The organism is Pseudomonas sp. LAM2023 (genome assembly GCF_016620375.1).
Taxonomy (GTDB): Bacteria; Pseudomonadota; Gammaproteobacteria; order Pseudomonadales; family Pseudomonadaceae; genus Aquipseudomonas; species Aquipseudomonas anuradhapurensis.
The window spans coordinates 54,273-75,386 of sequence record NZ_JAENHV010000014.1 but is presented as its reverse complement, the minus strand read 5'-3'; the positions used below and the strand labels follow the sequence as shown (position 1 = coordinate 75,386).

The 21,114-nt window shown below is 65.4% G+C and carries 17 protein-coding genes; 12 read left to right on the top strand and 5 right to left on the bottom strand.

Going from position 1 to position 21,114, the window contains the following annotated elements:
- The first annotated feature begins 90 nt into the window (after nt 1–90).
- The 4 genes from JKP78_RS05490 (at nt 91) to accC (ending at nt 4,432) form a co-directional block, all read left to right on the top strand.
- Nucleotides 91–1,863 carry a protein-disulfide reductase DsbD gene (locus JKP78_RS05490; RefSeq protein ID WP_200626200.1) on the top strand — a complete coding sequence of 591 codons (1,773 nt, stop codon included), beginning with the start codon at nt 91–93 and terminating at the stop codon, nt 1,861–1,863.
- A gap of 178 nt (nt 1,864–2,041) precedes the next feature.
- A complete protein-coding gene (gene aroQ / locus JKP78_RS05485) occupies nt 2,042–2,497 on the top strand; it encodes a type II 3-dehydroquinate dehydratase (protein ID WP_003255330.1) in 456 nt (151 codons plus the stop codon).
- Between the two features lie 100 nt (nt 2,498–2,597).
- On the top strand, nt 2,598–3,059 hold the full coding sequence (gene accB, locus JKP78_RS05480) for an acetyl-CoA carboxylase biotin carboxyl carrier protein (protein WP_200626199.1): 462 nt from the start codon (nt 2,598–2,600) through the stop codon (nt 3,057–3,059).
- A gap of 17 nt (nt 3,060–3,076) precedes the next feature.
- Nucleotides 3,077–4,432: an acetyl-CoA carboxylase biotin carboxylase subunit gene (accC, locus tag JKP78_RS05475; protein ID WP_170028095.1), complete on the top strand. Its 1,356-nt coding sequence runs from the start codon at nt 3,077–3,079 to the stop codon at nt 4,430–4,432.
- 208 nt (nt 4,433–4,640) lie between these two features.
- On the opposite strand, the gene JKP78_RS05470 is transcribed toward accC, so the two are convergent.
- A complete protein-coding gene (locus tag JKP78_RS05470) occupies nt 4,641–6,494 on the bottom strand; it encodes a sigma-54-dependent Fis family transcriptional regulator (RefSeq protein WP_186689677.1) in 1,854 nt (617 codons plus the stop codon).
- A 282-nt stretch (nt 6,495–6,776) separates the two neighbouring features.
- On the opposite strand from JKP78_RS05470, the gene JKP78_RS05465 reads away from it, so the two are divergent.
- The 7 genes from JKP78_RS05465 (at nt 6,777) to JKP78_RS05435 (ending at nt 14,746) form a co-directional block, all read left to right on the top strand.
- The gene (locus tag JKP78_RS05465; RefSeq protein WP_186689679.1) at nt 6,777–7,832 is read left to right on the top strand and encodes an ATP-NAD kinase family protein; all 1,056 of its coding nucleotides are present in this window, start codon (nt 6,777–6,779) and stop codon (nt 7,830–7,832) included.
- Between the two features lie 22 nt (nt 7,833–7,854).
- Nucleotides 7,855–8,832 (top strand): thiamine pyrophosphate-dependent dehydrogenase E1 component subunit alpha, encoded by a 978-nt coding sequence (locus tag JKP78_RS05460; protein ID WP_170028092.1) that lies wholly within the window; start codon nt 7,855–7,857, stop codon nt 8,830–8,832.
- 33 nt (nt 8,833–8,865) lie between these two features.
- On the top strand, nt 8,866–9,888 hold the full coding sequence (locus JKP78_RS05455; RefSeq protein WP_186689681.1) for an alpha-ketoacid dehydrogenase subunit beta: 1,023 nt from the start codon (nt 8,866–8,868) through the stop codon (nt 9,886–9,888).
- Nucleotides 9,885–10,991 (top strand): acetoin dehydrogenase dihydrolipoyllysine-residue acetyltransferase subunit, encoded by a 1,107-nt coding sequence (locus JKP78_RS05450; RefSeq protein ID WP_186689683.1) that lies wholly within the window; start codon nt 9,885–9,887, stop codon nt 10,989–10,991. Before JKP78_RS05455 ends, JKP78_RS05450 begins: the two co-directional genes overlap by 4 nt.
- A 54-nt stretch (nt 10,992–11,045) precedes the next feature.
- Complete coding sequence (locus tag JKP78_RS05445; protein ID WP_234454554.1) at nt 11,046–12,110, top strand: 2,3-butanediol dehydrogenase; 1,065 nt, start codon at nt 11,046–11,048, stop codon at nt 12,108–12,110.
- Between the two features lie 230 nt (nt 12,111–12,340).
- A complete protein-coding gene (locus JKP78_RS05440) occupies nt 12,341–14,074 on the top strand; it encodes a C13 family peptidase (RefSeq protein WP_200626197.1) in 1,734 nt (577 codons plus the stop codon).
- A 27-nt stretch (nt 14,075–14,101) separates the two neighbouring features.
- Entirely contained in the window at nt 14,102–14,746 is a 645-nt protein-coding gene (locus JKP78_RS05435; RefSeq protein ID WP_186689687.1) for an oxidoreductase, read from the top strand.
- A 145-nt stretch (nt 14,747–14,891) separates the two neighbouring features.
- On the opposite strand, the gene JKP78_RS05430 is transcribed toward JKP78_RS05435, so the two are convergent.
- From JKP78_RS05430 to JKP78_RS05415, 4 genes are all read right to left on the bottom strand, one after another.
- The gene (locus JKP78_RS05430; RefSeq protein ID WP_170028086.1) at nt 14,892–15,179 is read right to left on the bottom strand and encodes a YceK/YidQ family lipoprotein; all 288 of its coding nucleotides are present in this window, start codon (nt 15,177–15,179) and stop codon (nt 14,892–14,894) included.
- Nucleotides 15,176–15,805 (bottom strand): flavin prenyltransferase UbiX, encoded by a 630-nt coding sequence (gene ubiX / locus JKP78_RS05425; protein ID WP_186689689.1) that lies wholly within the window; start codon nt 15,803–15,805, stop codon nt 15,176–15,178. The genes JKP78_RS05430 and ubiX overlap by 4 nt, the downstream gene beginning before the upstream one ends.
- Nucleotides 15,802–17,151 carry a UDP-N-acetylmuramate:L-alanyl-gamma-D-glutamyl-meso-diaminopimelate ligase gene (gene mpl, locus JKP78_RS05420; RefSeq protein WP_200626196.1) on the bottom strand — a complete coding sequence of 450 codons (1,350 nt, stop codon included), beginning with the start codon at nt 17,149–17,151 and terminating at the stop codon, nt 15,802–15,804. The genes ubiX and mpl overlap by 4 nt, the downstream gene beginning before the upstream one ends.
- Before the next feature lie 66 nt (nt 17,152–17,217).
- Nucleotides 17,218–19,206, bottom strand: coding sequence for a sigma-54-dependent Fis family transcriptional regulator (locus JKP78_RS05415; protein ID WP_200626195.1), 1,989 nt, complete (start codon nt 19,204–19,206; stop codon nt 17,218–17,220).
- Nucleotides 19,207–19,461: 255 nt separating this feature from the next.
- On the opposite strand from JKP78_RS05415, the gene exaC reads away from it, so the two are divergent.
- Entirely contained in the window at nt 19,462–20,982 is a 1,521-nt protein-coding gene (gene exaC / locus JKP78_RS05410; RefSeq protein WP_200626194.1) for an acetaldehyde dehydrogenase ExaC, read from the top strand.
- The last annotated feature ends 132 nt before the right edge of the window (nt 20,983–21,114 follow it).

Below are 21,114 nucleotides of genomic sequence, written 5' to 3'. Positions count from 1 at the left end.
GCGGCCATGTGTCGCCCCCGCCATCAGCATGGCCCCAACCTGCACCAACTCCGCTATCATGCCCGGCACGTTCGACCTCGCGAGTCCGCCATGCGCCGCCTGTTTTTCCTGCTGTTCCTGCTGCTGGCCAGCCCCGCCTTCGCCACGGGCCTGCTCGACAACCGCCCCAGCGCCACCCTCGGCGCCGCTTCGTTGTCCAACAACGCCGACTTCCTGCCGGTACACGAAGCGTTCAGGCTCAACCTGATCCAGGCCGATGCGCAAACCATCAAGCTGCGCTTCGTCGCCACCGATGGCTATTACCTCTACCGCCACCGCTTCCAGTTCCGTACGGAACCGGCCGACGCTGCCCTGGGTACGCCGAATATCCCCAAGGGCGAGGCCAAGCACGATGAATTCTTCGGCGATGTCGAGGTATACCATGGCGTGCTCGACATCGAACTACCGCGCAACGACCCGCGCGCCTTCACCTTGCTGGTGGGCTACCAGGGTTGTGCCGACAAAGGCCTGTGCTACCCACCGGAAACCGCACGCCTGAGCATCGATGGCGAAGCCGGTGCGAACACACCGGCCAGCACCGAGCACGGCTGGAGCTGGAAGTCGCTGCTGCTGTTCTTCCTTGCCGGGGTCGGCCTCACCTTCACCCCCTGCGTGTTGCCAATGCTGCCGATCCTCTCCGGCGTGGTGCTGCGCGGCCAGGCCGGCGGCCTGCGCGGCCTGGCCCTGTCACTGGCCTACGTGCTGCCGATGGCGGCCAGCTTTGCCGTCCTCGGCGCCCTGATGGGCCTGTTCGGCGCCGGCCTGAACCTGCAGGCACGCCTGCAATCGGCCTGGGTGCTGGTGCCCTTCGCACTGTTCTTCGTGGTGTTCGCCCTGGCCATGTTCGGCCTGTTCGAACTGAAGCTGCCGCAGGCCCTCAATCAGCGCCTGAATAATGTCGCCAATCACACCCGGGGTGGCTCGCTGCTGGGCGCGGCGATACTGGGCGTGCTTTCCAGCCTGCTGGTTTCGCCGTGTGTTTCAGCGCCGCTGGCCGGTGCGTTGCTGTACATCAGCGCCAGTGGTGATGCCCTGGGCGGCGCCCTCAAGCTGTTTGCCCTGGGCCTGGGCATGGGCGCACCGCTGCTGCTGGTGGCCACCGGCGGCGCGGCCTGGCTGCCGAAAAGCGGCCCCTGGCTGAACACGGTGAAAAATGCCATCGGCGTGCTGCTGCTGGGCCTGGCCATCGGCCTGCTCAGCCGAGTGCTGCCGGGCCCGCTGACCTTGCTGCTGGTCGGTTTCCTGGCCGCCGGGGTGGCGCTGTTCCTGGGCGCCCTGGAGTTCGTGGTCAAGTCCCCGCGCCAGCGCCTGGCGCAACTGCTCGGCCTGGCTTTGCTGGTGTATGCCGTGGCCTGCTGGTACGGCGCGCTCAGTGGCCAGGGCGACCCGCTGCGCCCGCTGCCACCGCCGGCCCTTGCCAGTGCTGGCGGCAAACCGGCGGCTGCCGCGGATAGCTGGCACACCGTGACCACCCCGGCTGCACTGGACGCCGCCCTGGCCGAGGCCAAGACCGCCGGCCAACCGGTACTGCTGGACTGGTATGCCGACTGGTGCATCAGTTGCAAGGTGATCGAGCGCGAAGTGCTGACCGCGCCGCAGGTACAAGCCCAACTGGCCGGCTTCAAGTTGCTGCGTTTTGACATAACCGCCAGCAATGCCGAACAACGCGCGCTGCTCGACCGCTATCAACTGTTCGGCCCCCCTGCCCTGTTGTTCTTCGCCGCGAACGGCAGCGAAATCAACGCTGATCGGGTCATTGGCGAGCTAAACGCCAGTGAATTTGCCCAAATTCTTACACGCGTACGCGGCAAAGTCGGTCTATAACTTCTCGCGCGCGGTGAAAAAACCGAAAATCAGTGACTGGATCTAGTTATCTGGTCACATATCTCGCGCGAATCTCGGACATCGTGCTGCCTATTGCCGGGAACTGGACACTCGCTGTCGCTTTGCGGCACACTCGCCGCGCTGTGTCGAATTGCCCTACAAATCCAAGGAATCGCAGATGGCAACGCTACTGGTGCTCCACGGCCCCAACCTCAACCTGCTCGGTACCCGCGAGCCTGGCCATTACGGCGCCGTGACCCTGGCCCAGATCAACCAGGACCTGGAGCAACGTGCCCGCGCCGCAGGCCACCATCTGCAATACCTGCAGAGCAACGCCGAGTACGAACTGATCGACCGTATTCACGCCGCACGCAACGAGGGTGTGGACTTCATCCTGATCAATCCGGCTGCTTTCACGCACACAAGCGTTGCATTACGTGACGCGTTGCTTGCGGTGAGCATCCCATTCATCGAAGTGCACCTGTCCAACGTGCACAAACGCGAACCGTTCCGCCATCACTCCTACTTTTCCGATGTTGCCGTAGGGGTGATCTGCGGCCTGGGCGCCAGCGGTTACCGCCTGGCCCTGGAGTCCGCGCTGGAACAACTGGCTGCCAACGCACAGCCCAAATGATGAAAACCCTGGCCTCGGTGGGCCAGGGTTCGAGAGAAACGTTTCAGATACGTTTTTTGTAATTTCGCCCCCTGACCGAACCTTTGGGAGTTGATGATTAATGGATATCCGTAAAGTCAAGAAACTGATCGAGCTGCTGGAAGAGTCTGGCATCGACGAGCTGGAGATCAAGGAAGGCGAAGAGTCGGTCCGTATCAGCCGCCACAGCAAGACCCCTGCTGCCCAGCAGTACTTCGCACCGGCCCCGGTAGCCGCTGCGCCTGCCGCTGCCCCGGTTGCCGCTGCTGCCCCGGCCGCCGAAGCCGCTGCCGCTGCACCAGCCCTGAAAGGCACCGTGATCCGCTCGCCGATGGTCGGTACCTTCTACCGCAAGCCTTCGCCAACCTCGCCGAACTTCGCTGAAGTGGGCCAGAGCGTGAAGAAAGGCGACACCCTGTGCATCGTCGAAGCCATGAAGATGATGAACCACATCGAAGCCGATGTTGGCGGTGTCATCGACGCCATCCTGGTAGAAGACGGCCAGCCGGTTGAGTTCGACCAGCCGCTGTTCACCATCGTTTGAATCGCGGAGAGCCAACGATGTCTGGGAAGCTCGAAAAAGTCCTGATCGCCAACCGCGGGGAAATTGCCCTGCGGATCCTGCGTGCCTGCAAAGAGCTGGGTATCAAGACCGTCGCCGTGCACTCCACTGCCGACCGTGAACTGATGCACCTGGGCCTGGCAGACGAGTCGGTCTGCATCGGCCCTGCATCGTCCAAGGATTCCTACCTGCATATCCCGGCGATCATCGCTGCTGCCGAAGTCACCGGCGCCACCGCGATCCACCCGGGCTACGGCTTCCTGGCGGAAAACGCCGACTTCGCCGAGCAGGTGGAAAAATCCGGTTTCGCCTTCATCGGCCCGAAAGCCGACACCATTCGCCTGATGGGCGACAAGGTTTCGGCCAAGGACGCGATGATCAAGTCGGGCGTACCGACCGTACCGGGCTCCGATGGCCCGCTGCCGGAAGACGAAGAAGTCGCCCTGGCCATTGCCCGAGACGTCGGCTACCCGGTGATCATCAAGGCCGCCGGTGGCGGTGGTGGTCGCGGCATGCGCGTGGTGCACAAGGAAGAGGACCTGATCGCCTCGGCCAAGCTCACCCGTACCGAAGCCGGTGCTGCCTTCGGCAACCCGATGGTCTACCTGGAGAAGTTCCTGACCAACCCACGTCACGTGGAAGTGCAGGTACTGTCCGACGGCCAGGGCAACGCCGTGCACCTGGGCGACCGTGACTGCTCGCTGCAGCGCCGTCACCAGAAGGTACTGGAAGAAGCGCCAGCCCCGGGCATCGACGAGAAAGCCCGTCAGGAAGTGTTCAAGCGCTGTGTCGATGCGTGCATCGAGATCGGCTACCGTGGTGCGGGTACCTTCGAGTTCCTGTACGAGAACGGCCGCTTCTACTTCATCGAGATGAACACCCGTGTGCAGGTTGAGCACCCGGTGTCGGAGATGGTGACCGGTATCGACATCGTCAAGGAGATGCTGAGCATCGCCGCTGGCAACAAGCTGTCGTTCCGCCAGGAAGACGTGGTTATTCGTGGCCACGCGCTGGAATGCCGTATCAACGCCGAAGACCCGAAGAAGTTCATCCCGAGCCCTGGCAAGGTGAAGCACTTCCACGCCCCGGGTGGCAACGGCGTGCGCGTCGACTCGCACCTGTACAGCGGTTACTCGGTTCCACCGAACTACGACTCGCTGATCGGCAAGCTGATCACCTACGGCAAGGACCGCGACGAAGCCATGGCGCGCATGCGCAATGCCCTGGACGAGATCGTCGTCGACGGCATCAAGACCAACATCCCGCTGCACCGCGACCTGGTGCGTGATGAAGGTTTCTGCAAAGGCGGCGTCAACATTCACTACCTCGAGCACAAACTGGCCAACCAGGAGTGATCGGATAGTGTGAAGTACTGAAACCCCGGACTTGCGCCGGGGTTTTTTATTGTCTGCAAGGGCTTGGTCTGGGTCCCTGTAGGAGCGGCCTTGTGTCGCGATGGGGCGCGAAGCGGCCCCGGCAATATCTGCGGCGAAGCTGAAATCCTGGGGCCGCTGCGCGGCCCATCGCGACACAAGGCCGCTCCTACAGGGACCGCGACGAGGCTTAGCCTTTCATTCGCGGCATCTCGATGTGATGTTCATGCACCCGCCGGTACAAGGTCGCCCGCGAAATCCCCAAAGCCCGCGCCGCATCGGCCGGCTTCCAGCGATGGCGGATCAGCGCATCCAGCAACAGCTGCCGGGCCGGACAGGACACCACGCTGTCAGCGCAGGCGACCGCATCGCCCCGCACCTCCTGTGGCAAATCCTGCAGTTGCACCTGCCCGCCTTCGCTCACTGCACAGGCATAACGCAGCACCTGCCGCAGCTGGCGCAGGTTACCCGGCCAGCGGTACAGCAACAGCGCCTGTAGCGCATCATCCGCCAGCACCACCTCGACTCCACAGGCCGCGGCTTCCTCGGCCAGCAACTGGTGAATCAGCCCCAGCCGGTCCTCGCGCTCACGCAACGGTGGCAACTCGAAGCGGGCATTGGCCAGGCGGAAGTAGAGGTCCTCACGGAAACGCCCCTCCTTGACCATCGCCGCCAGGTCGCGATGGGTCGCGCAGATCACCTGGATGTCCACCCGCTCCCGCCGCGCAGCGCCCAGCGGTGCCACTTCGCCTTCGGCCAGCACGCGCAACAGGCGGGTCTGCAGGTTGACTGGCATGTCGCCAATCTCGTCGAGGAACAACGTGCCGCCGTCAGCCTGCTGCAACAGGCCCTGCATGCCTTTGCTGGAGGCCCCGGTGAACGCCCCGGCGACATAACCGAACAGTTCGCTCTCGATCAGGCTTTCCGGAATGGCTGCGCAGTTGAGGGTGACGAACGGACCGTCACGGCGCAGGCTCTGCTGGTGCAACTGGCGGGCGAACACCTCTTTGCCGGCCCCGGTCTCGCCCTGCACCAGCACCGCCAGGTTACAGTCCTTGACCCGCGTGGCCAGCCGCAGGTGCTGCTCGATGCGGGCGTCCTGGGCCTGGCGCAAGGGCTGCGCGCGCTGGCGCTGCTGTGGTGCACTGACCCGGCCATACAGCCCGCCCAGGCCTGGCAAACGCTGGGCCGATGCGCCATTGACCCGGCGCAACTGGTCGATGTCGAACAACTCGCCAATGTGCTCGGGCAACCGCCCCAGGCGCTCCACCAGGCGCTGCCGCGCCAGGCTGTTGATGGCCTGCAGGCGGCCATCGGCATCCCAGGCCAGCAGGTAGTCGGGCTGGCTTTCCACATAGCCCGGCGTGCCATGGGCGCGCATCACCCAATGGCCCTGGGCACTGTGCATGAAGAAGGCGTTTTCGATCTCGCGCGCGGTCTGCTCGACCAGCTGGCGGATCAGGTGCTGGCTGCGGCGGTCGTCCGGTGACTGCAAGGCCGACACGTCGACCACGCCCAGCAGCTCGCCCAGCGGGTCGAACACCGGCGCCGCGGTGCAGGTGAGGCCGATAAACGCAGCGCGGAAATGGTCACGCTTGTGCACCGTGACCGGCGCCTTGCTGGTGAGCACCGCGGCCACCCCGCAAGTGCCCTCCTCACCCTCGGACCAGCAAGTGCCCAGGTACAACCCGGCCTTGCGGCAGTCGTTGCGGATGGCCGACTCGACCCGGTAGTCGATGGTGCGCCCCTGGGCGTCGGTGAGCAGTACGCAATAATCGGCCCCGCGCACCCGCTCATGCAGGCGCGCAACGGCATCGCTGGCGATGCGCAGGAACAGCTCGGCCCGTTCGCGGCATTCGTTGAGTAGGCTCTGGGAGAGAATACGCGGCCCCTGCTGGGAAGCGGGGTCGAGACGGTACAGCTCCATGGAACGGCGCCAGGAATCGAGGATCAGCGGTGGCACCGGCGCCTGCGGCAGGCGATCGGCATTCTTCAGCACCCGGCTGACGCAATCGACATGGGCTCGGGAGTTCGCGGCAAGCATTCAGGCCCTCCGGTTCTCGTTGCTGTTTTTATCGTTGTCCGGCCATTAAGCGCCTCCGGGCATGCCCCGACAAGCACTGAGTGATTACCGGCCGGCCTGAGACGCAGCGTCTCAGCGTCTCGGCCGGGCCATCGCGCGGCTGGCACCCGGCGTCTCGCCGGCCTGGCCATGCACGCCCGCCTTTGCGCAACGAAACCGCTCTGGCTCGGCCATTCCAGCCAACTTCAACAAAACTGGCACCGCGCTTGCTCCGGCACTGGCAAACAAGAAACGAGGTGCGCCATGCCGCTACCCGCCCCGACTGTCGGGATCATTGCCAACCCTGCCTCTGGCCGCGACCTGCGCCGCCTGACTGCCAATGCCGGGCTCTATTCGAGCACCGACAAGGCCTCGGCGATCCAGCGCCTGCTCGCCGCCTTCGGTGCCACCGGTATCGGCCAGGTGCTGCTGCCCAGCGACATGACCGGCATCGCCGCTGCCGTGCTCAAGGCCAGCCAGGGCCCGGTCGCCCGCGACCAGCACTGGCCGGCCATCGAGATCCTCGACCTGCCACTGACCCAGACCGTTGCCGATACCCGCCTGGCCACCCGACGCATGGTCGAACGCGGCGTGGCGATGATCGCCGTGCTCGGCGGCGATGGCACGCACAAGGCGGTCGCCGCCGAAGCCGGCGACGTGCCGCTGCTGACCTTGTCCACCGGCACCAACAATGCCTTCCCCGAATTGCGCGAAGCCACCAGTGCCGGCCTGGCCGGCGGCCTGCTCGCCAGCGGCCGGGTGCCCGCCAGCATCGGCCTGCGCCGCAACAAGCGCCTGCTGGTGATAGTGCCCGAACAACGGCTTGCCGAATGGGCCCTGGTGGAGGTGGCGGTGTCGCCCCAGCGTTTCATCGGTGCCCGCGCGCTCAGCCGCAGCGAAGACCTGAGCGAAGTGTTCGCCTGTTTCGCCGAGCCACATGCCATCGGCCTCTCGGCGCTGTGTGGCCTGTGGTGCCCGGTTTCCCGGCAGGACCCGCACGGCGCCTGGGTTCGCCTCAACCCCGCTGCCGACCAGGCCCTGCTGGCACCGTTGGCGCCCGGCCTGCTGCAAGGCTGTGGCATCACCGCCAGCGGCACCCTGAGCCCCGGTGTCGCCCATCGCCTGAGCCTGGCCAGCGGCACCCTGGCCCTGGACGGCGAGCGCGAGATCGAATTCGCCGAGCACGACAGCCCCACCATCACCCTCGACCACCAAGGCCCTTTGAGCGTGGACGTCGAGGCCGTACTGGCGCATGCCGCCCGCCATCACCTGCTGGCCGTGCCCCGTGGCCACCGGCTGCACCCTGCAAACCCGTGTTGAGACAACCCCGGAGAACAACAAGATGTCCAATCAACTCAGTACCGAACAACTGCTGCATGCCTATGAAGTGATGCGTACCATCCGTGCCTTCGAAGAACGCCTGCACGTCGAGTTCGCCACCGGCGAGATTCCTGGCTTCGTGCACCTGTATGCCGGCGAAGAGGCTTCCGCCGCCGGGGTCATGGCCCACCTGCGCGACAGCGATTGCATCGCCTCGACCCACCGCGGCCACGGCCACTGCATCGCCAAGGGCGTGGACGTGTACGGCATGATGGCCGAGATCTACGGCAAGAAGACCGGCGTCTGCGGCGGCAAGGGCGGCTCGATGCACATCGCCGACCTGGAAAAAGGCATGCTCGGTGCCAACGGCATCGTCGGTGCCGGTGCACCGCTGGTGGCCGGGGCGGCGCTGGCAGCCAAGATCAAGGGCCGCGACGATGTGTCGGTGGCCTTCTTCGGCGACGGCGCTTCCAACGAAGGCGCAGTGTTCGAGGCCATGAACCTGGCGTCGATCATGAACCTGCCGTGCATCTTCGTCGCCGAGAACAACGGCTACGCCGAAGCTACCGCCTCGACCTGGTCGGTGGCGTGCGACCACATCGCCGACCGCGCTGCCGGCTTCGGCATGCCCGGCGTCACCATCGACGGCTTCGATTTCTTTGCCGTGTACGAGGCTGCCGGTGCCGCCATCGAACGTGCCCGTGCCGGGCAAGGCCCATCGCTGATCGAGGTCAAGCTCAGCCGCTACTACGGCCACTTCGAAGGCGATGCACAAACCTACCGCGCCCCCGATGAGGTGAAGAACCTGCGCGAGTCCCGCGACTGCCTGCTGCAGTTCCGCAACAAGACCACCCGCGCCGGCCTGCTCACGGCCGCCCAGCTGGATGCCATCGACGCCCGCGTCGAGGACCTGATCGAAGACGCCGTGCGCCGCGCCAAGTCCGATCCCAAGCCACAGCCCGCCGACCTGCTCACCGACGTCTACGTCGCCTACCCCTGAGCTGCGGATTACAAGAACAACAGGAGAACCACCATGGCAAGAAAGATCAGTTACCAGCAGGCCATCAACGAAGCCCTGGCCCAGGAAATGCGCCGCGACAACAGCGTGTTCATCATTGGCGAAGACGTCGCCGGTGGTGCCGGTGCACCGGGCGAGGACGACGCCTGGGGTGGCGTGCTGGGCGTGACCAAGGGCCTGTACCACCAGTTCCCGGGGCGCGTGCTCGACGCGCCGCTGTCCGAAATCGGCTACGTCGGTGCTGCCGTCGGCGCGGCCACCCAGGGCCTGCGCCCGGTGTGCGAACTGATGTTCGTCGACTTCGCCGGCTGCTGCCTGGACCAGATCCTCAACCAGGCTGCCAAGTTCCGCTACATGTTCGGCGGCAAGGCGGTCACCCCATTGGTGATGCGCACCATGTACGGTGCCGGCCTGCGCGCGGCGGCCCAGCATTCGCAGATGCTTACCTCGCTGTGGACCCACATCCCTGGCCTGAAAGTGGTGTGCCCGTCCTCGCCATACGATGCCAAGGGCCTGCTGATCCAGGCGATCCGCGACAACGACCCGGTGATCTTCTGTGAGCACAAGCTGCTCTACAGCATGCAGGGCGAGGTGCCGGAAGAGGTGTACAGCGTGCCGTTCGGCGAGGCCAACTTCCTGCGCGATGGCGACGACGTGACCCTGGTCACCTATGGCCGCATGGTGCACGTGGCGCTGGAAGCCGCCAACAACCTGGCCCGCCAGGGCATCGACTGCGAGGTGCTGGACCTGCGCACCACCAGCCCGCTGGACGAAGACAGCATTCTGGAGAGCGTGGAAAAGACCGGCCGCCTGGTAGTGATCGACGAAGCCAACCCGCGCTGCTCCATGGCTACCGACATCAGCGCCCTGGTCGCGCAGAAGGCCTTCGGCGCGCTCAAGGGGCCGATCGAAATGGTCACCGCACCGCACACCCCAGTGCCGTTCTCCGACGCCCTGGAAGACCTGTACATCCCTGACGCGGCGAAGATCGAGGCCGCCGTGCGCAAGGTTATCGAAGCTGCAAGGAGTGCCGCATGAGCCAGATCCATACCCTGACCATGCCCAAGTGGGGCCTGTCGATGACCGAAGGCAGGGTCGACACCTGGCTCAAGCAGGAAGGCGACGCGATCAACAAGGGTGACGAGGTGCTGGACGTCGAGACCGACAAGATCAGCAGCAGCGTCGAAGCCCCGTTCAGCGGCGTGCTGCGTCGCCAGGTGGCCAAGCCCGATGAAACCCTGCCGGTCGGCGCCCTGCTGGCAGTGGTGGTGGAAGGCGAAGCCGAGGAAGCCGAGATCGATGCGGTGGTGCAACGCTTCCAGGCCGAGTTCGTCGCCGACGGTGGCGCCGAGCAGGCCCAGGGCCCGGCACCGCAGAAGGCTGAAGTGGCTGGCCGGCAGCTGCGCTGGTTCGAGCTGGGTGAAGGCGGCACACCGCTGGTGCTGGTGCACGGCTTTGGTGGCGACCTCAACAACTGGCTGTTCAACCACCCGGCACTGGCGGCCGAGCGCCGGGTGATCGCCCTCGACCTGCCAGGGCATGGCGAGTCGGCCAAGGCGTTGCAGCGCGGCGACCTGGATGAGCTGAGCGAAACCGTGCTGGCCCTGCTCGACCACCTGGACATCGCCAAGGCCCACCTGGCCGGCCATTCCATGGGCGGCGCGGTCAGCCTGAACGTCGCGCGCCTGGCGCCGCAGCGGGTGGCCAGCCTGAGCCTGGTGGCCAGTGCCGGCCTGGGCGAAGCGATCAACGGCCAGTACCTGCAAGGCTTCGTCGCGGCGGCCAACCGCAACGCGCTCAAGCCCCAGATGGTGCAACTGTTTGCCGACCCGGCGCTGGTCACCCGCCAGATGCTCGAAGACATGCTCAAGTTCAAGCGCCTGGAAGGGGTCGAGCAGGCCCTGCAGCAGCTGGCGGCGGCACTCGCTGACGGTGACCGGCAGCGCCACGACCTGCGCGGGGTGCTGGGGCAACACCCGGCACTGGTGGTGTGGGGCGGCAAGGACGCGATCATCCCGGCCAGCCATGCCGAAGGGCTGGAAGCCGAAGTGCTGGTGCTGCCGGAGGCCGGCCACATGGTGCAGATGGAAGCGGCCGAACAGGTCAACCAGCAGCTGCTCGCCTTCCTGCGCAAGCACTGAGCCCTTTCCGTGAGCCTGGAGACAAACACAATGAACGACCTGAGCCACACCCACATGCGCGCGGCCGTCTGGCATGGCCGCAACGACATCCGCGTCGAACAGGTACCCCTGCCAGCCGACCCCGCACCCGGTTGGGTGCAGATCAAAGTGGACTGGTGCGGCATCTGCGGCTCCGACCTGCATGAATACGTCGCCGGCCCGGTGTTCATCCCGGTCGAGGCACCGCACCCGCTGACCGGCATCCAGGGCCAGTGCATCCTCGGCCACGAGTTCTGCGGCCAGATCGCCAAGCTGGGCGAAGGCGTGCAAGGCTTTGCCGTCGGTGACCCGGTGGCGGCGGACGCCTGCCAGCATTGCGGTACCTGCTACTACTGCACCCATGGCATGTACAACATCTGCGAACGCCTGGCCTTCACCGGCCTGATGAACAACGGCGCGTTTGCCGAGCTGGTCAACGTGCCGGCCAACTTGCTGTACCGGCTACCGCAGGGTTTCCCGGCCGAAGCCGGGGCGCTGATCGAGCCGCTGGCGGTGGGCATGCATGCGGTGAAAAAGGCCGGCAGCCTGCTGGGCCAGACTGTAGTGGTGGTCGGCGCCGGTACCATCGGCCTGTGCACCATCATGTGCGCCAGGGCTGCCGGAGCGGCGCAGGTGATCGCCCTGGAAATGTCCTCGGCGCGCAAGGCCAAGGCCAAGGAAGTCGGCGCCAGCGTGGTGCTCGACCCCAGCCAGTGCGACGCCCTGGCGGAGATCCGCGCGCTTACTGCCGGGCTGGGTGCGGATGTGAGTTTCGAGTGCATCGGCAACAAGCACACCGCCAAGCTGGCCATCGACACCATCCGCAAGGCCGGCAAATGCGTGATGGTGGGCATCTTCGAAGAAGCCAGCGAGTTCAACTTCTTCGAGCTGGTGTCCACCGAGAAGCAGGTGCTGGGGGCGCTGGCCTACAACGGCGAATTCGCTGATGTGATTGCCTTCATCGCTGATGGCAGGCTGGACATCCGCCCGCTGGTGACCGGGCGGATCGGGCTGGAGCAGATCGTCGAGCTGGGCTTCGAGGAGTTGGTGAACAACAAGGAGGAGAACGTGAAGATCATCGTGTCGCCGGGCCTGCGCTGATTGCACCTCAAAGACAACACGGAACCTGTGGGAGCGGGCGTGCCCGCGAAGCCGACGACGCGGTGCCTGGCACCGGCTTCGCCGGTGTTCGCGGCTAAAGCCGCTCCCACAGGTTCCGTGCCAGCATTTTCAATCCAGTGCAGGCTCGAGAGCTGCGCCAGCACGTACGCTCGCTGTTTCGGGATCCCATTCTGCGGCATACTCGGCAGACCTATTGCCCGGTCCTCGCCATGCGTCTACTGCTCCCCTTCTCCCTGGTCCTGCTACTCGCCGCCTGTGGCGATGGTGAATCGCTGCTGCCGCCCGACGCGCGCTTGCCTGACGGCGGACGCTACCGGGGGCAGGTGGTCGATGGGCTGCTGCAAGGCGAGGGCCGTATCGACTACCCCAACGGCAGCTGGTACGCCGGCGGCTTCAAGGACGGCCAGTGGCACGGCCAGGGCGAATGGCACGGCCAGAATGGCGAGGTGTATCGCGGGCAGTTTGCCGCCGGGCTGTTCCAGGGGCTGGGTGAGCTGACCACCCCAGGCAGCCACTATGCCGGCACCTTCCGCCATGGCCGGCGCGACGGTGAAGGTACCCTCAAGCAGGCCGACCAGACCTACCGTGGCCAGTTCAAGGACGACCTGTACGAAGGCGCCGGCGAACTGGAACTGGCCGATGGCAGCCGCTACCAGGGCCTGTTCGCCAAAGGCAAGCCCAATGGTGCCGGGGTGCGCAGCGATGCCAGCGGCAACCAGTTCAGCGGCCGCTTCGTCAATGGCCAGCTGCAAGGCAGCGGCACCTACGACAGCGTCGACGGCGAACAGTACATCGGCGAGTTCAAGGACAACCGCCTGGAAGGCCGTGGCCGCTATGAAAACGCCGATGGCGATGTGTGGATCGGCCAGTTCAAGGATGGCGCCCTGGTCGGTGACGGCGAGCTGCTGGGCAGCGACGGCAGCCACTACAAGGGCACCTTCGTCGACTGGCGCATGTCGGGCCAGGGGAGTCTGCAACTGGCCGATGGCAGCAAGTACATCGGCGGCTTCCTCGACGATGCCTACCACGGTCAGGGCCGGCTGATTCTGCCCAGCGGCAAGGTGGAAAGCGGCACCTGGGCCAACGGCGTGCGCGTACGCGACCAGAACGGCAAGCTGCTGCCCGACCCGCTGGACCTGGCCCTGCTCAACCAGGGCCGGCTGCTGGACCAGGCGCTGGCTGAGGTACCCCGCTCGGCGCCGCCCATCCAGTTGTACAGCCTGGTGGTCGGCGGCGATGGCCAACAGAGCGTGTTCCTGCGCGAAGCCGACTACGTCAGCAACATGCTCAGGGTGCGCTTTGGTGCCTGGGGCCAGGTAACCCTGGTCAACCACCGCGACCACATGGCCAGCCGCCCCATGGCCACCCGCGAGAACCTCACCCGCGCCGCCCGTACCCTGGCCGAGCGCAGCGGCCCCGAAGACCTTGTGTTCATCTACCTCACCAGCCACGGCAGCCAGGACCACCAGCTGGTGCTCGACCAGCCGCGCCTGCAGCTGGCCGACCTGTCCGCCGACGAACTGGCCAGCGCCCTGGCACCGCTGAAAGACCGCGACAAGGTGATCGTCATATCCGCCTGCTATTCAGGGGGCTATATCGCCCCGCTCAAGGATGAACGTACGGTCATCATGACTGCCGCACGGGCCGATCGCGTGTCTTTCGGCTGCTCGGAAGAAGCGGATTTCACCTACTTCGGCGATGCCCTGTTCGCCGAGGCGCTGAACCAGACCGATGACTTGAAACAGGCGTTCGAACTGGCGCGCGCCAGTGTTGCCGAAAGAGAACAGAGGGAAGGTTTCGAGGCCTCCGAACCGCAGCTGTGGGCACCACCGTCGGTGCTCGAGCATTGGCAGCACCTGCGGCGGCAGCAGGCCGAAGAAGCATTACGTAACAGCGCACAGGCCAACGTGGGGACACAGGCGAAAACGCCTGGCAGCCACTAAGCTTGTGAGTAACGAGGGAGAGACATCATGTATTTGACGCCTCAGCATGTCCTGCTTGCCGGTGCCACGGGTCTTACAGGTGAACACCTGCTCGACCGCCTGCTCAACGAGCCCACCATCACCCGCGTACTGGCGCCTACCCGCCGGCCGCTGGCCGAGCACCCGCACCTGGAAAACCCGGTGGGTGACCCGGCGGTGTTTCTTCCGCAGCTGGCCGGGCGGGTCGATATCGCCTATTGCTGCCTGGGCACCACGTTGAAGCAGGCCGGCTCCGAATCGGCCTTCCGTGCGGTGGACCTGGACATGGTGGTGGCCTTCAGCAAGCGGGCCCGGGAAATGGGGGCGCGGCACTTGCTGGTGGTCAGTGCGCTGGGGGCCGACCCGAAATCGTCGATCTTCTACAACCGGGTCAAAGGCGAGATGGAGGAGGCGCTCAAGGCCCAGGACTGGCCGCAGTTGACCATCGTGCGGCCGTCATTACTGCTGGGCGAGCGGATCGAGCCGCGGCTGAGCGAGCAGCTGATTTCGCCGTTCTCCAAGCTGATACCCGGGAAGTACCGGGGCATCGAGGCTTGCACGTTGGCCCGGGCGTTGTGGCGCCTGGCGCTGGAGGAAGAGGACGGGGTGCGCATTGTGGAGTCGGATGAATTGCGCAGGTTGGGCAAGAAGTAATAGCCTGCAGCTGCTGTAGGAGCGGCCTTGTGTCGCGATGGGGCGCGAAGCGGCCCCGGCAATTTGTGCATCTGCGCTGAAACCCCGGGGCTGCTTTGCAGCCCATCGCGACACAAGGCCGCTCTTACAGGGGCCGGTGTACCGCCTAGAGGCCGCCGGTGGCCTGGAAGCCCACACCTGCTGCGGTCAGCAACGACAACGGCAGCAACAGGGTGTCGAGCAGCATGCTCCCAGGCAAATCCAGCCCCGGATACGCCGGTGCATCAGCCCCGTAATGATCCCGTGGGCAGCAGCCGCCATTCATGACATACAAGTCCAACCGGGTACCGGCATACACCACCGGTGCCCCGGGCTTGTTGGCATCCAGCGTCCGCACCGTGGCGCAACCACTCAGCAACCCCAGCGCCAGCAAGCCGCACAATGCGCGCCTCAATCATCCACCCCGTAGTGGTGCTCACCCCAACGCGGCAACATGTCCTGGGGAATGTTCAGCAGGTTGAGAATGCGCGCCACGACAAAGTCGACCAGGTCGTCGATGGTCTGCGGCTGGTGATAGAAGCCCGGCGCTGCTGGCAGGATGATCGCACCCATCTGCGACAGCTTGAGCATGTTCTCCAGGTGGATGGTGGAGAACGGCGCTTCGCGCGGCACCAGGATCAGCTGGCGGCGCTCCTTGAGGGTAACGTCGGCGGCACGCTCGATCAGATTGTTGCAGGCACCGGTGGCAATCGCCGACAAGGTGCCAGTGGAACAGGGCACCACCACCATCGCCGCCGGCGCGCCGGAGCCCGAGGCTACCGGCGACATCCAGTCTTCCTTGCCATACACCCGGATCTGCCCATCGGCGGCACCCGTGTATTCGGTAAGAAACGCCTGCATTGCCTGCGGTTTGGCCGGCAGCAACACATCGGTCTCGGTGGCCATCACCAGCTGCGCGGCCTTGGAGATCAGAAAGTGCACCTCGCGGTCTTCACGCACCAGGCAATCGAGCAGGCGCAGGCCATACTGGGCGCCCGAGGCGCCCGTCATGGCCAGGGTGATGCGTTCCGGCCCGCTCACTGCAATGCCTCGGCCAGCTTGCCGTGCAGGCCGCCGAAGCCGCCGTTGCTCATGATCACCACGTGAGTGCCGGGGCGCGCCTGGCCCTTGACTCGCTCGATGATCGCCTCGAGGCTGTCGGCCACCACGCTCGGCACTTTGCACTGCGCGGCCGTGGCGGCCAGGTCCCAGCCGAGGTTGGCCGGGGCGTACCAGATCACCTGGTCGGCATCGTTGACGCTTTCCGGCAGGCCGTCACGGTGGGCACCGAGCTTCATCGAATTGGAACGCGGCTCGATCACGGCGATTACCGGGGCCTCGCCAACGCGCTTGCGCAGGCCGTCGAGGGTGGTGGCAATGGCGGTCGGGTGGTGGGCGAAATCGTCGTAGATGGTCACGCCCTGCACCTCGGCGACCTTCTCCATGCGCCGCTTGACGCTCTTGAACGCGCTCAGGCCTTCGATGCCCATGGCCGGCACCACACCGACGTGGCGGGCCGCTGCCAGGGTTGCCAGGGCATTGGCGACGTTGTGCTGGCCGGTCAGCGCCCAGTCCACCACGCCCTGCACTTCGCCTTCGAACAGCACTTCGAAGCGCGAACCGTCCGGGCTCAGCAGGCGGGCCTGCCATTGGCCACCTTCACCGGTGGTCTGCACCGGGGTCCAGCAGCCCATGCCGATCACGCGTTCCAGCGCCTGCTCGGTGGTTGGGTGAATCACCAGGCCTTCGCTGGGGATGGTGCGTACCAGGTGGTGGAACTGTCGCTCGATCGACGCCAGGTCGGGGAAGATGTCCGCGTGGTCGAATTCGAGGTTGTTGAGGATCGCGGTGCGCGGGTGGTAATGGACGAACTTGGAACGCTTGTCGAAGAAGGCGCTGTCGTACTCATCGGCCTCGACCACGAAGAATGGCGTATTGCCCAGGCGCGCCGATACCGAGAAATTCTGCGGGACACCGCCGATCAGGAAGCCCGGGCTCATGCCGGCGTGCTCCAGCACCCAGGCCAGCATGCTGCTGGTGGTGGTCTTGCCATGGGTCCCGGCAACAGCCAGTACCCAGCGGCCCTGCAGCACGTGGTCGGCCAGCCACTGCGGGCCGGAAACATACGGCAGGCTTTTGTTCAGCACGTACTCCACCGCCGGGTTGCCACGCGACATGGCATTGCCGACAACCACCAGGTCCGGCGCCGGCTCCAGTTGGGCCGGGTCGTAGCCTTGGGTCAGCTCGATGCCCTGGGCTTCGAGCTGGGTGCTCATCGGGGGATAGACGTTGGCGTCAGAGCCGGTGACACGGTGGCCAAGTTCCTTGGCCAGCACCGCCAGCGAGCCCATGAAAGTGCCGCAAATACCGAGAATGTGAATATGCATGGTCGACCTCGCAAAACATCGAGGCAGGGTAGCCTAGGGCGCGACAATTCGCACCCGCTGTTTCGCTCAGCCGGCCCTGGTGATGCCGTGCTTGCGCAGTTTTCGATACAAGGTATTGCGGCTGATGCCCAAGTGCTCGGCGACACGGGTGAGGTGCCAGTGTTTTGCCTCTAGCGTCACCAACAATGCTCGCCGCTCCGCATCCTGTAGGAGCGGCCTTGTGTCGCGATCGGGCTGCGAAGCAGCCCCGGCAGATTGGTCGGCGCGGCTGGGCCCCTGGGGCCGCTCTGCGGCCCTTTCGCGACACAAGGCCGCTCCTACAGGGGCGGTGCTGCTGCGGAGGATGGCGGGGAGGTCCGGGAGTCCGATGCAACCGTTTTCACACAGCGCCACCAGGGTACGCAGCACGTTGCGCATCTGCCGCACGTTTCCCGGCCAGGCAAAGTCGAGTAGCGCTTGTCGCGCCCTGGGCTCGATGTCTATCAACTGCCCCTGCGCTTCCTGGCGCAGCAGGAAGTCCAGCAACTGCGCCTTGTCACTGCGCTCGCGCACCGCCGGCAACGCCACTTCCAGGCCATTCAGGCGGTAATACAGGTCTTCACGGAAACTGCCCTGCTCCACCCGCTCCAGCAGGTCGCGGTGGGTAGCACTGACGATGCGCACGTCGACCGCCTGCGGCTCGCCACCGATCGGCACCACCTGGCGCTCTTCAAGTACCCGCAGCAAGCGGGTTTGCAGGGCCAGCGGCATGTCGCCGATCTCGTCCAGCAGCAAGGTGCCACCGTCGGCTTGCAGCAGCTTGCCACGCATGCCTTCCTTGCGCGCCCCGGTAAAACTGCCGCCGCGATAGCCGAACAGCTCGCTCTCGATCAGGCTCTCCGGGATCGACGCGCAGTTGATGGCGACGAACGGCTTGCCGCGCCGCTCACTGGCCTGGTGCACGGCCTGGGCGAAAGCCTCCTTACCGCAACCGGTCTCACCGCGCAGCAGCAACGGCACATCGCGCTCGAACACCCGCACGCTGCGCCGGAAGTCGTTTTGCAAAGCCGGGTCGAGCAGGCAGATAAGCGGCTCCGCCTCCCGCGCGGGCCGCGGCTGGGCGGCTGGCACCGACCATACCGGCGCGCGGGCCTGGCCACGCAGGCTGGCGAACACCTGGCGCCCGTCCAGGGTATGCAGCGGCCAGGCTGTGCTGCCGGAGGGCGTGGCCCGGCTGAACAGTTCGTCGTGGCTGCAGGCAAAGAAGCGCTCCAGCGGTTTGCCCAGCACACCGCCACGCACCGTGCCCAGCAGGTTCAGTGCGCTCTGGTTGGCCGCGCAGATGCGCCCGTCACCGTCGAAGGCCAGCAGGCCTTCGCTGAACAGGCCGACCGATTCCGCCTGCAGGTGAAAACGCAGCAGCCATTGCTGCTCGAAATGACGCAGGAAATAACAGCTCTCGATCATCTTGGCCGACAGGTTGACCAGGGCCATGGTGTGGAACTGGCTCTGCCGGGAAACATCAGGCCGTGCCGAAGACACGTCCAGCACCGCCAGCAACTCGCCATGCGGGTCGAACACCGGGCTGGCCGAGCAGGTCAGGCCGGTGTGGCGGCCGCGGAAGTGCTCGTTCTGGTGAATGGTCAGGGCCTGGCGCTCGACCAGGCACGTGCCGATGCCGTTGGTGCCTTCGCGCGCTTCACTCCAGTCGGCACCCAGCCACAGGCCGGCGCGCTCGAAGCTGCGCCGCTCGCTCGGGGCGCTGACACAGTTGAGGATGACCCCGCGCGCATCGGTCAGCAGTACTGCATGGCCGGCCCCGGATAGCTGCTGGTGCAGGCTGTTCATCTCATGGTCGGCAATCTGCAGCACCTGGCGCAGGCGCTCGCGGCTTTCCAGCAGGCGCCCGTGCTCAAGCACTACTGGCGCCTCGATCACCGCCGGGTCGAGGTGGTAGTCCTCCAGGCAGCGTAGCCAGGAGCGGGCGATGGACGGGTCGCTAGCGCCCGCCCCGGCCCGGCCATGGGCGACGGTGTGGACTTGCTGGGCATGACGACTGAAATGATTGCTCTGCATTGTTGTAGTTCTCCGCAGATGGAGCGTCCCGCCAGCATCCTCCACCCGGGTGGCCTTTGCAATGCATCCCCGGGTGACGTGTCGCAAATGGCACAAAGTGTCACCCCGGCGCGTACCGGCGCTGGCACAACGGCGCTGGCCCAGGCCCTGGAAAGCAGGCCAAGCCATTGATTTGCCTGGCACTGGCAACGCTGGCCCAACCTTTGCTCTACGCTTTTCAACTCCCTAACAAGCACAATAGCCAGGAGACACACCATGCGTTACGCACATCCCGGTACCGAAGGCGCGAAGGTTTCCTTCAAGAGCCGCTACGGCAACTACATCGGTGGTGAGTTCGTTCCTCCGGTAAAGGGTGAGTACTTCACCAACACCTCGCCGGTGAACGGCCAGCCGATCGCCGAATTCCCCCGCTCCACTGCCGAAGACATCGAAAAAGCCCTGGATGCCGCCCATGCGGCTGCCGACGCCTGGGGCCGTACCTCGGTGCAGGACCGCTCCAACGTCCTGCTGAAGATCGCCGACCGTATCGAACAGAACCTCGAACTGCTGGCCATCACCGAAACCTGGGACAACGGCAAGCCGGTGCGTGAAACCCTGAATGCCGACATCCCGCTGGCGGTCGACCACTTCCGCTACTTCGCTGGTTGCATTCGTGCCCAGGAAGGCGGCGCCGCCGAGATCAACGAAGGCACCGTGGCCTATCACATCCACGAGCCACTGGGCGTGGTCGGGCAGATCATCCCGTGGAACTTCCCGATCCTGATGGCCGCCTGGAAGCTTGCCCCGGCCCTGGCCGCCGGCAACTGCGTGGTGCTCAAGCCGGCCGAGCAGACCCCACTGGGCATCACCGTGCTGCTGGAACTGATCGGCGACCTGCTGCCAAAAGGCGTACTCAACGTGGTGCAGGGCTATGGCCGCGAAGCCGGTGAGGCGCTGGCCACCAGCAAGCGCATCGCCAAGATCGCCTTCACCGGCTCGACCCCGGTGGGTTCGCACATCATGAAGTGCGCCGCCGAGAACATCATCCCGTCCACCGTGGAGCTGGGCGGCAAGTCGCCGAACATCTACTTCGAAGACATCATGCAGGCCGAGCCGAGCTTCATCGAGAAAGCCGCCGAAGGCATGGTGCTGGCGTTCTTCAACCAGGGTGAGGTGTGCACCTGCCCGTCGCGTGCCCTGGTCCAGGAGTCGATCTACCCGCAGTTCATGGAAGCGGTGATGAAGAAGGTGCAGCAGATCAAGCGTGGCGACCCGCTGGACACCGACACCATGGTCGGTGCCCAGGCATCGCAGCAGCAGTTCGAGAAGATCCTGTCGTACCTCGACATTGCCCAGGAGGAAGGCGCCGAGCTGCTGACCGGCGGCAAGGTGGAAAAACTCGAAGGCTCGCTGGCCACCGGCTACTACATCCAGCCGACCCTGCTCAAGGGCAACAACCGCATGCGCGTGTTCCAGGAGGAAATCTTCGGGCCGGTGGTCAGCGTCACCACGTTCAAGGACGAAGCCGAAGCGCTGGCGATCGCCAACGACACCGAGTTCGGCCTGGGCGCCGGCGTGTGGACCCGTGACATCAACCGTGCCTACCGCGTGGGCCGTGGGATCAAGGCAGGCCGGGTGTGGACCAACTGCTACCACCTGTACCCGGCACATGCGGCGTTTGGCGGGTACAAGAAGTCGGGCGTCGGGCGTGAGACGCACAAGATGATGCTGGACCACTATCAGCAGACCAAGAACCTGCTGGTGAGCTACGACATCAATCCGTTGGGCTTCTTCTAAACCGCGTCGCGGCCTTCGCGGCCTTCGCGGGCACGCCCGCCCCCACAGGTATTGCACTGGTCTTGAAACTTGTGCAGTCCCTGTGGGAGCGGGCAAGCCCGCGAAGAGGCCAGGCCTGCATACACCAAACCC

Bases quoted from the DNA above. Each gene is read 5' to 3' on its own strand.
- JKP78_RS05490 (WP_200626200.1), top strand. From the start codon at position 91: ATGCGCCGCCTGTTTTTCCTGCTGTTCCTGCTGCTGGCCAGCCCCGCC.
- aroQ (WP_003255330.1), top strand. From the start codon at position 2,042: ATGGCAACGCTACTGGTGCTCCACGGCCCCAACCTCAACCTGCTCGGT.
- accB (WP_200626199.1), top strand. From the start codon at position 2,598: ATGGATATCCGTAAAGTCAAGAAACTGATCGAGCTGCTGGAAGAGTCT.
- accC (WP_170028095.1), top strand. From the start codon at position 3,077: ATGTCTGGGAAGCTCGAAAAAGTCCTGATCGCCAACCGCGGGGAAATT.
- JKP78_RS05470 (WP_186689677.1), bottom strand. From the start codon at position 6,494: ATGCTTGCCGCGAACTCCCGAGCCCATGTCGATTGCGTCAGCCGGGTG.
- JKP78_RS05465 (WP_186689679.1), top strand. From the start codon at position 6,777: ATGCCGCTACCCGCCCCGACTGTCGGGATCATTGCCAACCCTGCCTCT.
- JKP78_RS05460 (WP_170028092.1), top strand. From the start codon at position 7,855: ATGTCCAATCAACTCAGTACCGAACAACTGCTGCATGCCTATGAAGTG.
- JKP78_RS05455 (WP_186689681.1), top strand. From the start codon at position 8,866: ATGGCAAGAAAGATCAGTTACCAGCAGGCCATCAACGAAGCCCTGGCC.
- JKP78_RS05450 (WP_186689683.1), top strand. From the start codon at position 9,885: ATGAGCCAGATCCATACCCTGACCATGCCCAAGTGGGGCCTGTCGATG.
- JKP78_RS05445 (WP_234454554.1), top strand. From the start codon at position 11,046: ATGCGCGCGGCCGTCTGGCATGGCCGCAACGACATCCGCGTCGAACAG.
- JKP78_RS05440 (WP_200626197.1), top strand. From the start codon at position 12,341: ATGCGTCTACTGCTCCCCTTCTCCCTGGTCCTGCTACTCGCCGCCTGT.
- JKP78_RS05435 (WP_186689687.1), top strand. From the start codon at position 14,102: ATGTATTTGACGCCTCAGCATGTCCTGCTTGCCGGTGCCACGGGTCTT.
- mpl (WP_200626196.1), bottom strand. From the start codon at position 17,151: ATGCATATTCACATTCTCGGTATTTGCGGCACTTTCATGGGCTCGCTG.
- JKP78_RS05415 (WP_200626195.1), bottom strand. From the start codon at position 19,206: ATGCAGAGCAATCATTTCAGTCGTCATGCCCAGCAAGTCCACACCGTC.
- exaC (WP_200626194.1), top strand. From the start codon at position 19,462: ATGCGTTACGCACATCCCGGTACCGAAGGCGCGAAGGTTTCCTTCAAG.